The 15,759-nt window shown below is 51.3% G+C and carries 12 protein-coding genes and 3 tRNA genes; 10 read left to right on the top strand and 5 right to left on the bottom strand.

All coding sequences use genetic code 11. From position 1 onward, the window contains the following. Position 1: 1 nt before the first annotated feature. The 4 genes from ABXT50_RS03590 to ABXT50_RS03575 are packed head-to-tail and all read right to left on the bottom strand — an operon-like array spanning position 2 to position 2,433. Positions 2-562 (bottom strand): DUF3000 family protein, encoded by a 561-nt coding sequence (locus tag ABXT50_RS03590; protein ID WP_415273545.1) that lies wholly within the window; start codon positions 560-562, stop codon positions 2-4. Positions 563-597: 35 nt separating this feature from the next. After that, on the bottom strand, positions 598-1,140 hold the full coding sequence (locus ABXT50_RS03585) for a hypothetical protein (RefSeq protein ID WP_415273544.1): 543 nt from the start codon (positions 1,138-1,140) through the stop codon (positions 598-600). Then, positions 1,133-1,561: a SufE family protein gene (locus ABXT50_RS03580; protein ID WP_415273543.1), complete on the bottom strand. Its 429-nt coding sequence runs from the start codon at positions 1,559-1,561 to the stop codon at positions 1,133-1,135. Before ABXT50_RS03580 ends, ABXT50_RS03585 begins: the two co-directional genes overlap by 8 nt. After that, positions 1,558-2,433 carry a sulfurtransferase gene (locus ABXT50_RS03575; protein ID WP_415273542.1) on the bottom strand — a complete coding sequence of 292 codons (876 nt, stop codon included), beginning with the start codon at positions 2,431-2,433 and terminating at the stop codon, positions 1,558-1,560. The genes ABXT50_RS03580 and ABXT50_RS03575 overlap by 4 nt, the downstream gene beginning before the upstream one ends. Before the next feature lie 48 nt (positions 2,434-2,481). Here ABXT50_RS03575 and zapE point away from each other — a divergent pair, with 48 nt between their 5' ends. Next, positions 2,482-3,483, top strand: coding sequence for a cell division protein ZapE (gene zapE / locus ABXT50_RS03570; RefSeq protein WP_415273541.1), 1,002 nt, complete (start codon positions 2,482-2,484; stop codon positions 3,481-3,483). Here zapE and nhaA read toward each other — a convergent pair. Continuing rightward, a complete protein-coding gene (gene nhaA / locus ABXT50_RS03565; protein WP_415273540.1) occupies positions 3,467-4,618 on the bottom strand; it encodes a Na+/H+ antiporter NhaA in 1,152 nt (383 codons plus the stop codon). The two genes, zapE and nhaA, sit on opposite strands and share 17 nt — an antisense overlap. Before the next feature lie 187 nt (positions 4,619-4,805). Between nhaA and ABXT50_RS03560 the strand changes: the two genes are divergently transcribed. From ABXT50_RS03560 to ABXT50_RS03520, 9 genes are all read left to right on the top strand, one after another. After that, entirely contained in the window at positions 4,806-6,026 is a 1,221-nt protein-coding gene (locus ABXT50_RS03560) for an ammonium transporter (protein ID WP_415273539.1), read from the top strand. A gap of 108 nt (positions 6,027-6,134) precedes the next feature. After that, positions 6,135-6,206 (top strand) — tRNA-Gly (locus ABXT50_RS03555). Positions 6,207-6,231: 25 nt separating this feature from the next. Beyond that, positions 6,232-6,305: transfer RNA gene (locus ABXT50_RS03550), tRNA-Cys, on the top strand. Positions 6,306-6,316: 11 nt separating this feature from the next. Next, a tRNA-Val gene (locus ABXT50_RS03545) sits at positions 6,317-6,388 on the top strand. Positions 6,389-6,753: 365 nt separating this feature from the next. Next, complete coding sequence (locus tag ABXT50_RS03540; protein ID WP_415273538.1) at positions 6,754-7,401, top strand: response regulator; 648 nt, start codon at positions 6,754-6,756, stop codon at positions 7,399-7,401. Between the two features lie 89 nt (positions 7,402-7,490). Then, on the top strand, positions 7,491-9,110 hold the full coding sequence (locus tag ABXT50_RS03535; RefSeq protein ID WP_415273537.1) for a hypothetical protein: 1,620 nt from the start codon (positions 7,491-7,493) through the stop codon (positions 9,108-9,110). A 212-nt stretch (positions 9,111-9,322) separates the two neighbouring features. After that, positions 9,323-12,016, top strand: a complete 2,694-nt coding sequence (locus ABXT50_RS03530; protein ID WP_415273536.1) for a leucine-rich repeat protein — start codon at positions 9,323-9,325, stop codon at positions 12,014-12,016. A 321-nt stretch (positions 12,017-12,337) separates the two neighbouring features. Then, a complete protein-coding gene (locus ABXT50_RS03525; protein WP_415273535.1) occupies positions 12,338-15,229 on the top strand; it encodes an RCC1 domain-containing protein in 2,892 nt (963 codons plus the stop codon). Positions 15,230-15,481: 252 nt separating this feature from the next. Then, on the top strand, positions 15,482-15,691 hold the full coding sequence (locus tag ABXT50_RS03520) for a hypothetical protein (protein WP_415273534.1): 210 nt from the start codon (positions 15,482-15,484) through the stop codon (positions 15,689-15,691). Positions 15,692-15,759: the final 68 nt, after the last annotated feature.

Below are 15,759 nucleotides of genomic sequence, written 5' to 3'. Positions count from 1 at the left end.
TTCAACTAATTCTCATAACTTTGCTGTCTTTCGGTGGCAGGCCTGAAATGAGCGCTAAAAGCTCTATCCAGCCCATTAGGTGTGACGCCAAATCGAACGACGTCGGGGCCCAGCTGGCTCGAATTTCAAGCTCAGCGTGCTGCGGTTGCGCGATTAGCGCTCCGTGCCCTGTGGAGATAACTGTAGTCGTGGTTCCAGCCTCGTGGGCAAAGCCGGCCTTCTCGGCTGCTAGAGAGTCCTTCAGCCACTCCCAAGGCAAGGCCGCCGTGTAGTCATCCTTTGCCATCTCAAGCTCAATGGGGGACTTTGCATATCCAATAATTCGAAACTCAGAGTTCCAACCCTCGGGGATTTCAGGGTTACGACAAAAAACCAAACGAGAAACCCCATGATCGGAGGCTGTTTCGTGCACGATTTCAGCAGAAATAGCGATCGACTCGGTTGCAATACCTGCAGGAGAAGGAATTTGAGTAAGTTCGATTTCATCCCTAACCGACAAGCTCGAGAGTTCTCGGAGCATTGAGGCAAAGGGTTCTGAGATGTTGGTTAGGTCAAGTTCCACAACATCAAGCTACAGAGGTATTCACGGGGCCTCCTCTAGACTCGCCCAGTTACCTCAGTTACGTAGAGATTTTTGAATCTAAAAGTTCCCACTTGAAAAAGGTTCCACCTCGAAATAAAGGCCGCGCCCCCTGACTCATATTCGCTGCTGATAAACGCACGGACATCATTCCTTGATCGAAGAGTCTCTATAAGTGCAGTTGGACCGAACTCAATGTGAATGGGTGTCGGGCTTGATGTCATGAGTTGTTGCACGGATTCGGCTGGCGTGAGTACTGTTTCGCCGCCGATTAGGCGCACTTGTTCAGCCTGAAGTTCCATAGGGAGTGTTTCCGCGGTCGATCTAGTGAGAATCGCTAATGCTGAAGATGACGGCAGTCGGTAGTTCTCAGAACGTGCAGTTAGACCGGTTGTCAGAACCGTACCGGCTCTTTTTCGGAAAAGCATCAAGAGCTCGAAGTCTGATTCGCCACCTAGTGATTTTGAGGTGCCGTCTTGCCCTAGGTGTGATCCGACCTGATCAACCACCATTGATGCCGTAGTGGTGGTCTTACCAATCGAACTCAGAAAATCAGGCATCCTTCGCGACGAGCTCTGCTGTTTTGCGCTTGATCCTGGCTAGCATTCCACGCATGCCACGTACACGAAGCGGAGTGATTATGTGATCCAGCCCAAGTTTCGTGGGGAAGTCATCCGAGAGCTCAAGGATTTCATCGGCCGAGTGCGAGCTCAAAGCGCTGAACAAAATGCTTGCGAAACCCCTTGTGGTTGGAGACTCTCTAGGTGCCGAAAAATGAAGCTTAATCTCCGCGGCGGTCCCGTCTACGGCAATAAAGACCGGCGACTGGCACTCCTCAACTCGCTCAAGCAATTCCGGGTGGTCGCCGTATCGCGCATCTAACTCCGGTAAGGCTTCGCTGAATTCTAAAAGAAGCTGCAACCGGTCACTGCCCTCCAAGAATTGGAAGTCAGCAATTATGTCCTCGGAGGCACGTGTCAAGTTGCGAGCCCAGGCTCAGAACCGGTGGCAATTGGAGCGCCAACCAGGTTGCCCCACTCTGTCCAGCTACCGTCGTAGTTTCGAACACTTTCTACTCCAAGCAGATACTTCAGCACAAACCAGCTGTGCGAGGAGCGCTCACCAATTCGGCAATACGCGATGAAATCCGAGCTGCGGTCGTAACCCGTGTTTTCAAAGTAAAGCTTTTCAAGCTCGGCAACTGGTCGGAAGGTTTCGTCTTCCTGAATTGACTTGGACCAGGGGATCGATGCGGCGGTTGGGATGTGACCACCACGTGTTGCGCCCTCATTTGGGAAATCTGGCATGTGCATGCGCTCTCCGGAGTATTCCTCAGGGGAGCGAACATCGACCATTGGTTGACCTATGTGCTGAAGAACTTCGTCTCTGAAGGCGCGAATTTCAGAATCGTGCCTTTCAACTACTGGGTAGCTCTTACTGGAAACTACTGGCTTTTCCTTTGTTATTTCTCCGCCGTCAGCGATCCACTTGTTTCTTCCTCCATCAAGCAGGAGCACGTTTTCGTGACCGAAAAGCTTGAACACCCAGAATGCGTAGGTAGCCCACCAGTTTGAACGGTCGCCGTAGAGCACGATAGTGTCTTGTCTGCCGATACCTTTGATGTTCATTAGGGCTGAAAATTCTTCGCTCTCGAGGTAGTCGCGTCGAAGCGGGTGATTCAATTCGGTGTGCCAGTCAAGTTTGACGGCTCCAGGAATGTGGCCGGTCTCATACAAAAGGATGTCCTCGTCGGACTCAACAACTATCACGTTATCCAAGTTGCTCTTTAGCCACTCTGTTGTGACTAGCACATCGGGGTTCGCATACTCTGCTATTTTGCTCAGCTGGTTCATGGGTCTCCTCTTGATTATCTACACTTATGGTGACGAAGGGTACTTACATTGACAGAACAAGATTTGGTGAGACCAAATTCCTTGCTGACGCGGCATCCCGAGGTTTCTAAGGCAGAGCTTATTAGTCAGCTTATGCCACCTCCAGAGTTTGACCATGCCAGATTCGAGAGTTACCGCCCTGATAAAAATTACGAAAGCCAGTCAATTGCTCTTGGGCTGTGCAAGGAATTTGTGCATGGACCAAAGAAAAAGTTCTTCTCAAAGACAGAAAAGTTTCCTGGCATATATCTTGATGGCGGTTTTGGAGTGGGTAAGACCCACCTTCTCGCGTCTATCTGGCATTCATACTCTGGAGTGAAGGCCTACGGCAGTTTTCTCGAGTACACCAGCTTGGTCGGTTACCTGGGGTTTGCACAGACAATTCTGGAGCTGAAAAAGTATGGGTTGATCTGCATTGACGAGTTTGAGCTTGATGACCCGGGGGACACCATGATTATGTCCAGGCTGCTAAAAGAGCTAGAGGCAAGTGGAACCCGGTTTGCTGCCACCAGCAACACCCCTCCCAACGCTCTTGGGGATGGAAGGTTCGCTGCGAGTGATTTCCAGCGAGAGATTAAGGGTCTTGGAGACAGGTTTCGGATTGTGTCTGTGGACGGTGAGGATTTTCGGCATCGCGACATAGACGCTGAGTCTGAAACCCTTGACGAAGTCACTCTTGGTGGCTGGCTCAAACAGCACAAAAATAGCTTCAGAGACGACTTCGGCGATCTCCTGGGACACCTTGGAACTCTGCATCCAACGAAATATCGCGCGTTGGTGGCAGACGTTGGAGCGCTTGGAATCACCGATGTGTCAAAACTGGATGATCAAGTACATGCTCTAAGACTCGTGGCCTTTATTGACAGAATGTACGAGTTTCAGGTGCCACTAAGAACATCGGGCAGCACACCAATTACTGCGGTCTTTTCTAAGACCATGCTCTCTGGCGGTTACCGGAAAAAGTATTTGAGAACAATCTCTCGCATTGGAGCTCTTACGAGCCTTTCTTAGCCTTTGCTTTTTCTTCTCGGTGCTTGCGCATGTGATGTCGCCCTCTGACTTGGGATAACCAGCCACCAAAGGCCATCGACACCAGTGAACCCAGGATTACGGCAAGCGTTGCCTCGGCAACAATGTACTGAGTGTCGGCAAAGGCCAAGTTGGTCATCAGAAGTGAGACAGTAAAGCCAATTCCAGCCAGTCCGCTTATTGCCAAGAAATCCAGTGGCTCTAAATCCAAGCGATCAGGCTTAGCCGCGATCTTGTTAGCCAAGATGGCTAAGGCCGTTATCCCCAGCACCTTTCCGACTGGCAGCGCTACTGCGATGCCAACAAACACACTTGAGAACGCTCCGTCGAAGACGGGAAGTGCGATTGCCACTGCAAAAAAAGCATAAATAGGTAGTGACACAGTGTTAGTCCATGGCTGGATTTTCGCCACGAGGGAGTGAGTTTTTTTGCTTGGGATTATGAGGCCCAGAACAACACCCGCCACTGTGGCGTGAACTCCGGACTGATAGACGGTGTACCAAAGCAGGATGAAGGTCAAGACTCTTACGTAGTTGATCGGCAACTTTCCGTACTTCTCCATCAAAATGTGCAGAGCTGCAATTACCGCTGCTGCAACAAGCCAGAGTGCCTCAACATCGGAAGTGAAGAACACGGCAATAATCAGGATTGCCACCAGGTCATCAAAAATAGCTAACGCCAACAGAAACACGCGAGCTGATTTGGGAAGGCCTCTTCCGAAAATCGCAAGAATTCCAAGAGCGAAGGCAATGTCGGTTGCAGTTGGAATTGGCCAACCATTCAAGTAGTCAGTTCCCCAGTTGAAGGCGACGTAAATCAGGGCGGGGACTACAACGCCGCCGATGCCGGCAAGTACTGGAACAAGTGCACTGGCTGGTTTAGAGAGCACTCCACTTGAAAGTTCATATTTTAGTTCTAGGCCGGCGACCAAGAAAAAGGTGGCCAAAAGTAGATCGCTTACCCAGTGCTCGATACTTAGGCTCAGGCCAATCGACTCGAATCCAACGTATGCGTGCTTGAAGTCAAGGAACGCGGGGCCAAAGGGGCTGTTGGCTATTACGATGCCGATTATTGCCGCGCCCATCAGCAGCAGGGCGGCAGAACGATCGCTTTTCATGGCTCTCCATTTCGATTTACTTCATTCAGAATACCCTGTGGCGTTTCGCAATTTTTCGCACCCCGACAAACTGTCAGATGTAACCAGACCGAAACATTACGAGTGTCTGTTCGAAACCTTTTAGCGGAAAGCTATCCAAAGTGCTCGGAGAATTCGATCGCTTGAACCTATTTGGAGAGGTAAACAAATGTTAGATACAGGAGAACTTAGCTGGGCGGTAACCGCGACAGCACTAGTACTACTTATGACCCCGGGTCTGGCTTTCTTCTACGGAGGATTGGTTAAGGCCAAGTCCGTAGTAAGCATGATGATGATGAGCTTTGGTTCGATTGCGCTAGTGGGTGTCCTATGGGTCCTATATGGCTACAGCATGTCCGCAGTTGAGAACCCGACCGACTTCGCTGGAAACCCATTCACAACTTTCGGTCTTGACGGCCTTGATAACGACGGCCTCATTGGCGCAGCGTTCGGTGCAACATTCGCAATTATCACCATTGCCCTAATCTCTGGTGCGATTGCGGACCGAGCAAAATTCGGCTCTTGGTTGATTTTTGCGGGACTATTCGCAACCTTCGGCTACTTCCCAGTTGCAGCTTGGGTTTGGGGTGGCGGATGGGTAATGGAGTTAGGTACGTACCTTGACATGCCTGGCGTCATCGATTACGCCGGCGGTACTGCGGTACACATTAACGCTGGAGCTGCCGCTCTAGCACTTGCGGTTGTTCTTGGTAAGCGCTTCGGTTTTGCCAAGGGAATCATGCAGCCTCACAACGTTCCCCTTGTTCTTCTTGGTGCAGGACTTCTATGGTTCGGATGGTTTGGATTCAACGTTGGAGCAGAATTCCTAAACGGTATGCAAAACGTTGGTCTAATCACTGTGAACACTCTGGGTGCAACCGCTGCAGCGATTCTTGGTTGGCTTGTTATTGAAAAGGTCAAAGAGGGCAAGGCAACTTCGATTGGCGCAGCTTCGGGTGCAGTTTCTGGTCTAGTTGCCATCACCCCAGCCTGTGCAAACGTGACTCCAGTTTTCGCACTGCTACTTGGTGTTCTTGCTGGTGTTCTTTCTGCTCTAGCTGTGGACCTCAAGTACAAGTTCGGTTACGACGACTCACTTGACGTAGTTGGCATCCACTTGGTTTCCGGTTTGGTTGGAACCCTCTACCTCGGATTCTTCGCAATCGACACTGGCTTGTTCACAGGTGGCGACATCGGACAGCTAGTCGTGCAGGCAATTGCAGCCTTTGGTGTTCTTGCTTACAGCTTCGTGCTCGCACTTGTTATCGGCTTCTCTATCGAGAAGACCATTGGCTTTAGGGTCAAGAGCGAGGATGAAATCGCAGGCATTGACTCCGTTGTTCACGGCGAGGCTGCTTACAGCTTCGGCCAGGACGCAGAAGTTAAGTAACGCAAATAGATTCATGCAATCACAAAGGCGGGAGATCTTTCTCCCGCCTTTGTGCATTCATGGCAATCATTTTTGTGGCATAGTTATCTAGTTCTTGTAAAAGAGCATGCGGATGTGGCGCAGTGGTAGCGCACAACCTTGCCAAGGTTGGGGTCGCGAGTTCGAATCTCGTCATCCGCTCTCAGAGGCTTTTAGCCCCTGTACTGGTGGAGTGGCCGAGAGGCGAGGCAGCGGCCTGCAAAGCCGCGTACACGGGTTCGAATCCCGTCTTCACCTCCAGCTTCAAAGCTGGGCGATTGGCGCAGTGGTAGCGCGCTTCCCTGACACGGAAGAGGTCGCTGGTTCGAACCCAGTATCGCCCACCCCTACGGCCCAGTAAACACAGGGGTCTCGGTCTTTGTTACACCTGTCGTGCAACCTACGTGCAACCCGTGGACGAACTTGCACTCAGAAAAAGGCCTTTCAGTACTCATGCCTCAAGCGGGCTAGCTCTCGGCTTTGGCTCTTTGTGGTTCAACTTGGCGGGAGTCTCTCTAGTTCGCCTCGAGGCCGCAGTTCCGGCATAAAATAGGGCACCAATGTGGTTTACCCCACCGGACCGAGAATGACAAATGTGCTCGGCCGTATGCTTTGAGCAAATCGGTAAGTGCTACCTGTTTGAGTTTCTGAAGCTAGCTGGATTTCGGGCTGGCTTACCAAGAATGAACTTTGGTTTAGAAAGTGGCGAATGACAGTTTTCACGCGGAAGGTCCTGGTCGTCGAGGACGACCAGTTCATGGGTTCGCTAATCTCCCAGGCTCTTTCCAATGCGGGATTTGAAACGAAGCACGTTATCTCCGCGGTCGAGGCTAAGCGTTCGATCGGGGCACTTGACCCTGACATAGCTCTGATTGACATTGACCTTGGCGACGGCCCCAATGGGATCGATCTAGTGCACATGCTTCTGCGGATCTACCCCGGAGTAAAGCTTGTGATCCTGAGCACCCTGGCGGACGCCAAGAGTGCCGGCCTGGGGGCCTTGGATGTTCCAGCCGGCGTTACCTATTTGCGAAAAAGCCTGATTCATGACGTGAATGAGTTCATCTCCACGATCGAGTTAGTAATCGGAGACAACAACCCGGAAATCCGCCAAGACCTTGAGGTCGCAAGGCAGTTTGATGGTGTTAGTAAGGTCCAACGGGAGATACTTCACATGATGTCTCTAGGTCTATCAAATCGTGAAATTGCCAGCCGTCGTAAGGTCAGCCTTTCAAACATTGAACAGCGTTTGACTGAGATTTATAAGGCCCTGGAAATAGCGAAAAGTGAAGCAACCGTCCCGAGAGTAGAGGCTATTCTCAAGTATCTGTCTATGACGGGCACGGCCAAGCACTGAGTGGGTAAGGCGTGAGGGAAATACTAAGGAGGCTAGGGAGTCCAGACGCGATTAGCAGATTTACTGTTCTTTCGCTTTTATTCGTGAGCATGTCCGGAACCCTAATCCTCGCCAATGCTTTGTACCCGGATCGACTGGGTGATGCGATTCTTGCAAGGTCGCTTTCAATAATCCCTATGATCGGGCTCCTTGGGCTGGCAAAATTTGCATTGAAGTCTTCCGGTGCTGTCAAACCCAGACCAGCATGGACAATCCCGGTATTTATTGTCAGCGCTCTAGCTGGAAGCGCAGTATTTGACTCTTTGCTCTTGATTCAGAACGTGACCGAGACATCGGGTTTTTTGTTTCGAATTTTTTGGCGTGCGGCAATTTCTCTGGCCGTCATTGTTCTAACGGGGCTACTAGTTGTTAGCACCAGAGAGCTCAATCGCAAGAACGATGAATTAGAGGCTTCTTTGCGAATGATCCTCTCACTGCGAGACCAGGCTGTCGACCGAATTGCTCAGCGCAAATCTTCATTGCTTGAACAGATTTTTACGGAAGTCAAGTTGTCGCTAGTTAGCCAAGGCTCACACGCATCGACTAGCGAATCTCTCAAGAGGCTCCTAAGCGAAGTTATCCGGCCCCTAAGTTACCGACTCACTAGGGAAGTCCCGGGCGAGAGTGCCGAGGCGCAATTGCCGAAAATTGGACGCGCTCCATGGCTAGCGATATTTAGAGAGGCCCTCAGTTCCAACCCCATTCATCCATTCCTCAGCGGTTCTGTCCTGGTCCTCATCTTGGTTCCATTCGTATCGATAAGTGGAGGCGCGCAAGTCCTGACAAGTGTCGCGTTTCTTTCAGTCTGGATAGTTTTGTCCTACCTCTTGAAACTAATTTGGGCGAAACTTCCCGCAATCATTGGGTTTGGCGTCAGGGCAGGCATGTTTGTATTAGCCATCGCTGTGGTGACCACGCTTTCGCTAGTGGCTGTGCGTGACCTATTGCGCCAGGTTGCCCAGCCGTGGTTTGCTGCTGGCGTCATTTTTTGCTTTGTTGTTTCTATCTCGGTGGCCATGCTCCACGCGGCATTCATGCAGCTAAGGCAAGTGTCGTCCTCTCTAGCCGAAACAGTCGATGAACTAAAGCGTGAGGTCATCCTTCTAAATAATGGCCTGCGGCTAATGCAAAAGGCGATGGCAAGAGTGCTTCACGGCACGGTGCAGCAGGAAATCACTCTTGCAATCAAGAAGCTTCAAGACGCAACGAATGCTGAGGAGGCTCTGTTGGTTGCTTCAGTGAGCCAGGAGCGAATCAATAACGCTCTTGAGAAACTTACTGAACCTGGTGGCACTTCGATAAACCTGTCCGATTCCCTCCGAACCTTCGCAGAGCTCTGGGATGGGTCAGTCGCGATAGCCCTCACTCTGACAAAGGCGGATTTGAAAATTATTCAGAATCGGTCCAATCTCCCGCAAGTTCTCGATGAACTAGCCAAAGAGGCTTGCCGAAATGCAATCGTGCACGGGGAGCCTACGAATATCAGCATCACTTTCTCGACTGATCTAGCGAATCGACTAGTCGAGATGGCTGTCGAAAACGACGGTAAGGCTCTAGAGCCTGGCGCTCAGAACGGCCTTGGATCTCAGATATTCGACGATCTGACCATGCGCTGGTCAAGAACTCAAGTCGGAGCTTTAGTGCGTCTCGCAGCCACAGTTCCCTTCTAGAACTAGCTTCTAATGTGGTAAACCCCACTAAAATCTTGACGAAAAAAACGGGTCAGCTAGCTTTGCAACCGAACTAACTTTAGAGGCCCTTAAATGAGACCTAGAGCGACTTTGCAAGTTCTGAATCCTAGGACGCCCACGCTACCGGCGATGGGCACTAACGGCTTCGGCGAGCTGGGCTCTGGCAATAACAGCCACAAGATTGGAAAAGAATGAAGACTCTCCGAGGACTCAGCATCGGTGTTCTGTTTTCCCTGGTGACATCAGTTCTTATAGGACCAGCAGCTTGGGCTGAACCTGAACCTGGGTACTGCACAACAGGCACGTTGACGATTGCGAACAATGTTGTCACAGACCACACAAATTGTTCTGGTACCGCAAACATCCCATTTGGAGTAACCAGAGTCGGCGACCAGGCTTTTTTATACGCCAATCTAACCTCGGTAACCATTCCAAGCACCGTCACCTCAATCGGTACTTCGGCGTTTTATGACTCTAAACTAACCTCGATAACCATTCCAAGCAGCGTCATTTCAATTGGCCCAGACGCGTTCGTATACAGCGGCAATCTAGCCTCAGTGAACTTTGAGGGCAACGCACCAACTGTTGGGAGTAATGCTTTTAGCGGCACTAAAACTGGCGCTGCTGCAAATATTGGCGCTTCGGCAGAACTCTTTGGCACGGGCAAAAGCTGGAACGGCCTACGGGTACTTCGATCAGGCACAGTAGCTTGCACAACAGGCACGTTCACGATTGCGAACAATGTTGTCACAGGGCAAACAGATTGTGCCGGTGCGGCAATCATCCCGAATGGAGTCACCTCAATCGGTGATTCTGCGTTTGATGGAGCCAGCTCGCTCACTTCAATAATTATCCCAAAGAGCGTTAACTCCATCGGCAACTTTGCGTTCAGAGACAACACGACGCTTGAGGCGTTGACTTTTGAGGGCAACGCTCCAGCTGTTGGGTTCAAGGCTTTCTACTCCATCGGACCGGATCCAACTGCAAATATTGGCGCTTCGGCAGAGTTCTTTGGCGCTGGCGAACTTTGGAATGACCTACGGGTACTGCGATCAGGCACAGTAGCTTGCACAACAGGCGCGTTCACGATCGCGAACAATGTTGTCACGGGGCACACAAATTGTTCCGGTACGGCAATCATCACTGATGGAGTCACCACAATCGGTGATCAGGCGTTTAAAGACGTCCAACTAACCTCGATAGCCATTTCAAAGAGTGTGACCTCAATCGGGGAAGGTGCGTTCGATGGCGCCAGCTCGCTCAAGGCAATCACAATCCCAAAGAGCGTTATCTCTATCGGCAACTTTGCGTTCAGGGACAACACAGCACTTCAGGCGGTGACTTTTGAGACAGACAGCAAGATCACTTCACTCGCCTACAAACTGTTCTGGGGGGCGACGGCACTAAGCACAATAACCATCCCTAACAGCGTCACGGAAGTCGGTGAGTATGCCTTCTACCAAGCGACCTCACTCGCATCAATAACCATCCCAAGCAGCGTCACCTCAATCAGGGAAGGTGCGTTTATTCAAGCGACCTCACTCGCTTCAATAACATTCGACGGCAATGCACCGAGTGCTAGTGATGCCTTCAACAACGGCAAAAGTGGTGCTGTTGCAATCATCAGTTCTTCCGCAACTGGTTTTACGTCAGATCCATGGAACTTACTCAAGCTCGCTGTTCTGCGCAACGTGACCTTCAATGAAAACGGGGGCACTGGAACAATGTCTAGCCAAGTAGCAGCAGTTACCACGGCCCTGTCGACCAATGCCTTTAGTCGCGTCGGGTTCACTTTTGCTGGCTGGAACACCGTGGCCGACGGCACGGGGGGAGTTAGTTACTCACCCGGAGCCGGCTACAGCTTCGCAAGTAATGCAACCCTCTATGCACAATGGACTGCAATCACTTATTCGGTCACCTTCAATGAAAACGGGGGCACTGGAACAATGTCTAGCCAAGTAGCAGCAGTTACCACGGCCCTGTCGACCAATGCCTTTAGTCGCGTCGGGTTCACTTTTGCTGGCTGGAACACCGTGGCCGACGGCACGGGGGGAGTTAGTTACTCACCCGGAGCCGGCTACAGCTTCGCAAGTAATGCAACCCTCTATGCACAATGGACTGCAATTCCTGCCCCTCCTTCACCTCGTTTTTCTGAGCCTGCCCCGAACCCTTCTCCACTAAAAACGACAGCACCAGAGCCAACACCTCCAACTCAGAGAGCATCTACTCCAGGAGGAACGGTAGCCGATAGTGCTGAAAAGCTGATTATTTCTGCCGGCACTTCAGGGGAGACCATCACGGCTCGTGGGTCAGATTGGCAGTTGGAAATTGCCTCAGTGCAGGGGAATGGCAAAGCAAATCCCGCGACCGGAGATTCGAATCTCGTCTTCCAACCAAGCTCTAAAGTTGAACTTTCGGCGAATGGTCTAATGCCGAGTGCAAAGGTTGCGTTTTGGGTGTTCTCAGACCCAACCTTTGTTGGTGAGGTGGAGACTGACAGCACTGGAAAGTTCGAATCGAACCTGGTGCTGCCAGACGGCCTCGCTCCGGGTGAACACACACTGCAGGTGCTGTCTCGTGACTCTAAGGGCAGAGCAATCACTTTGAATTTCCCAATCCTGGTGCAAGGTGAAGTCGCTTATGAAACAGCTTCTATTTCTCAAAAGCTCAACGCGGGTCCGTTCAATCGTTCAATCGCCGTTTATGCCAAGGGCCATAAGGGTAAAACCCTGTCCTGGAAGATTGCAGGAAAGTGGTCCAGGAAAACAATTACCTCTGACTACCAGGTCTTCCAAAGAAGAACTGCAGCAGTCGGTCTAGATGTCAATGTCCATCTCTACATAGATGGCAAGAAGCAGTCGACGATGACCGTTAGGACCAGGTAGTCAGCTTCTACAAGAAGCTAAATAAGTTGCGTGGCACATTAGAAACACAGGGGGCAACTTCGAACCCAGTATCGCCCACCCCTACGGCCCAGTAAACACGCGGGTTCCGGTCTTTTTTACTCCGGTCGTGCAATTTACGTGCAATTAGTTTCCCTCGCCTATTCGATAAATAGGTATGGAGTCTTGACTCTTTGGCTATTGAATCAAACCGCTCGGATAGAGCTCAAAGTAATGCACCACTAACATAGTGTTCAATGAGGTTTGTCCCAAAGACGTGACGGGCTTCTTTCATGCACTTACCATCACCCACAGGGACACTCAATGCGATTCAGTATGACCACGCCTGTCTTGAAATTTGCATCGAGTGAGCGAGCGCGGCGGTTCACTGCAGCAACAATCCGCAGCTCAAGATACCCTGAATCGTTTTCTGGATACGCACAGGGTTTACTAATCGCGCTTCTAGCAAGTTTCGTAGTTACAGTTGCCCCGGGTGGCGCTGAAGATTCAGCCAGCGCGGCTATGGAGCTGAAAGACACAACATTCATTAGCCTTGAAGGCGGCATCAATCACTCGCTGGCTCTATCGGCGGATGGCACTATTTATGCCTGGGGTTCCAACGGCTATGGCCAGCTCGGCATTGGGGACACAGCGGATAAGAATTCACCGGTTTCGATTTCAACTGAAATTACTTTCTCGGCCATTGCGGCAGGTTTAGAACACTCTCTCGGATTATCGACCGATGGCACGGTGTATTCCTGGGGTTCCAACTCCTACGGCCAACTAGGCAATGGAAATACTAGCCAACAGAATGCACCAGTTTCGATCTCATCGGGAATTGCCTTTGTTGCTATTGCGGCTGGCGACCATCACTCCCTAGCCCTGGCAGCCGATGGCACTCTTTATGCCTGGGGTTCCAACTCCTCCGGCCAGCTCGGTATTGGCAATACCGACCAACAGAGCTCACCAGTTTTGGTCTCACTGGGAGTCGCCTTATCTGATATTGCAGGAGGCTACGCTCATACACTCGCTTTAGCAGCCGACGGCACCTTGTATTCCTGGGGTCGTAACAGCTACGGCCAACTAGGCAATGGAAATACCAGCCAACAGATTTCACCAGTTTCGATCTCACCTGGAGTGACCTTCTCCTCTGTAGCGGCTGGCGAAGAACATTCTCTCGCGATTTCAGCCAATGGAGCGTTATACGCGTGGGGACAGAACAGGTTTGGCCAACTGGGTACCGGGGACACAACGAATAGAAGTTCACCAGTTTTGATCTCAAACGGCGTCGCGTTTTCGGCTATGGCGGCAGGCTTCGCCCACTCACTTGCCTTATCAGCTGATGGGACGATTTACGCATGGGGAGGTAACTACTCCGGTCAACTGGGTACCGGAGACACAACGGATAGAGGTTCACCAGTTTCGATCTCAACCGGAGTTTCTTTCTCCTTTATGTCGGTTGGCAACGATCACTCACTCGCAATATCTGCGGATGGCAAGATTTACGCCTGGGGAAACAACGACTATCAACAACTGGGAAATGGTCCGGATCGCACATCGAGCCCACTTAGAACTGCAGTGAACCTCGGCTTCACAGACATTGCTGCAGGCAACGCTCACTCACTTGCTCTATCAACTGATGGGACGATTTACGCCTGGGGATCCAACAGGTCCGGCCAACTGGGTACTGGAGACACAACGAATAGAAGTTCACCAGTTTCGATCTCACCCGGAATCACCTTCTCCGCCATTGCGGTAGGCGCTAACCACTCACTGGCCTTAACAGCGGAAGGCCTTATTTATGCATGGGGTTCTAACACCTTCGGTCGATTAGGAACTGGAGACCAGACTGATAGACATTCGCCGATCTCGATTCTTCCCGAAGTTACCTTCTCGGCTATTGCTGCTGGTGCAGATTACTCCTTAGCGATAGCAGCGGACGGCACTCTGTATGCATGGGGGAAAAATAGCTTCGGCCAACTTGGCACTGGAGACGAAGCGAGTGTGTATTCGCCCGCTTCAATCTCACCTGGAATTAGGTTTTCATCTATCGCTGCCGGCAACGCTCACTCGCTTGCTCTATCAGCAGAAGGCAGGCTTTATGTTTGGGGATATGGAAGGTATGGTCGCCTGGGAACTGGAAACAACAGCAGTCAGAAGTCTCCCTTTTTGGTATCGCCCGGAGTTACGTTCTCAGCTCTAGCCGCCGGTTACGATCATTCACTGGCTTTATCAACGGACGGCACGCTGTATTCCTGGGGTCGCAACCGCTACGGCTCGTTAGGCAATGGCAGCACAACGGACAGTAGTTTGCCAGTTTCGATCATGCCCTCTGTCACCTTCTCGAGTATCGCGTCAGGCGCTTACCACTCACTGGCCCTAACGGCGGATGGCACTATCTATGCCTGGGGTGCCAACGGTTATGGCACGCTGGGCAACGGTAATACTAGCCAACAGAATTCAGCGGTTTCGATCTCGCCCGGAATAATTTTCTCTGCTGTTGAGGCGGGTAACAATCATTCACTGGCCATATCAGCCGATGGAACCGTCTGGGGCTGGGGCTCTAATTCCAGCGGTCAAGTTGGCAACTTCTCACTATCTTCCGATAGCAGCCCAAGGTTGATTGTGATAGTCATTGGAGCAGGCGCCGCGCAAGAATTGAATCCAGCCCCAGCGCAAGAATTATATCCAACTCCAGCCCCCTACTCGGGACCAATACCAACTAACTACTCGGACAGACGTCCTGCCATCGGTGATCAAGTCATGATCAAAGGACTAAGACTGAACCAAGTGACTTCTTGCACGCTTGATGGAGTGACCGCTGTGATATCTAGTCAGTCTGCGGATAGCTTCACCATTGTGATTCCAGAGGGCATCACATCGGGACTAAAAGACCTAGTTATGACTGGACCATATGGAAAACTGACTGCTCAGGGAGCCTTGACTATTCAGGAGTCAATTCCTGAAATCATCAGTGAAGCCTCAGTGCCATCAAAGGTCAACTCTGGTTCATTCAATGGCTCTATCGCTGTTTATGCCAAGGGCCATAAGGGTAAAACTCTGTCCTGGAAGACTGCAGGAAAATGGTCCAGGAAAACGATTACCTCTGACTACCAAGTCTTCCAAAGAAGAACTGCAGCAGTCGGTCTAGATGTCAATGTCCAGCTCTACATAAATGGTGAAAAGCAGTCAACAAAGACCGTCAGGACCAGGTAGTCAGCTTCTACAAAAACTAAACAAGTTGAGTGGCACATTAGAAACACAGGGGGCAACTTCGAACCCAGTATCGCCCACTCCTACGGCCCAGTAAACACTCGGGTCCCGGTCTTTTTCATAGCCGTCGTGCAATTCGCGTGCAATTCGTTTTCCTCGACAGAGTGAGCTGGGCCAGCTATTGCCAACCTGCAGGGGTACTAGTAGGTTCGAAGTATTTAACACTTCACATCAAGTTTTGTCCGGGGGTACCCAATGACAGAAAACACGGAGAATGAACTAGCTGAAATTCATGCCGTGGCGGCGCTGGCTTATAAAAGGGCGTGCGAAGCTTTTCAGATTGCGACCGACGCGCATAGAGCATCTGTCGAGGCCTATGGCTTAGCCATGAGAGTCTCAGTCGATGACCAGTTCGACCCGCCACCGAGAGATCCAGCCGAGGCCCCACCCGAGCTCGAAATCTAAAACCCTTTTAGGCACTAAAGGATGATGAGTGGTCTAGTGGGCTTACGGCAGGAGGCCCGGGCGTGGGC

Origin of the sequence: Aquiluna sp. Uisw_065, from assembly GCF_047731275.1 — a bacterium.
In the GTDB taxonomy this organism is placed as follows: Bacteria; Actinomycetota; Actinomycetes; order Actinomycetales; family Microbacteriaceae; genus Aquiluna.
This window is presented reverse-complemented; position numbering and strand designations above follow the sequence as displayed.

Bases quoted from the DNA above. Each gene is read 5' to 3' on its own strand.
- ABXT50_RS03585 (WP_415273544.1), bottom strand. From the start codon at position 1,140: ATGCCTGATTTTCTGAGTTCGATTGGTAAGACCACCACTACGGCATCA.
- ABXT50_RS03575 (WP_415273542.1), bottom strand. From the start codon at position 2,433: ATGAACCAGCTGAGCAAAATAGCAGAGTATGCGAACCCCGATGTGCTA.
- nhaA (WP_415273540.1), bottom strand. From the start codon at position 4,618: ATGAAAAGCGATCGTTCTGCCGCCCTGCTGCTGATGGGCGCGGCAATA.
- ABXT50_RS03560 (WP_415273539.1), top strand. From the start codon at position 4,806: ATGTTAGATACAGGAGAACTTAGCTGGGCGGTAACCGCGACAGCACTA.
- ABXT50_RS03540 (WP_415273538.1), top strand. From the start codon at position 6,754: ATGACAGTTTTCACGCGGAAGGTCCTGGTCGTCGAGGACGACCAGTTC.
- ABXT50_RS03535 (WP_415273537.1), top strand. From the start codon at position 7,491: ATGTCCGGAACCCTAATCCTCGCCAATGCTTTGTACCCGGATCGACTG.
- ABXT50_RS03530 (WP_415273536.1), top strand. From the start codon at position 9,323: ATGAAGACTCTCCGAGGACTCAGCATCGGTGTTCTGTTTTCCCTGGTG.
- ABXT50_RS03525 (WP_415273535.1), top strand. From the start codon at position 12,338: ATGCGATTCAGTATGACCACGCCTGTCTTGAAATTTGCATCGAGTGAG.
- ABXT50_RS03520 (WP_415273534.1), top strand. From the start codon at position 15,482: ATGACAGAAAACACGGAGAATGAACTAGCTGAAATTCATGCCGTGGCG.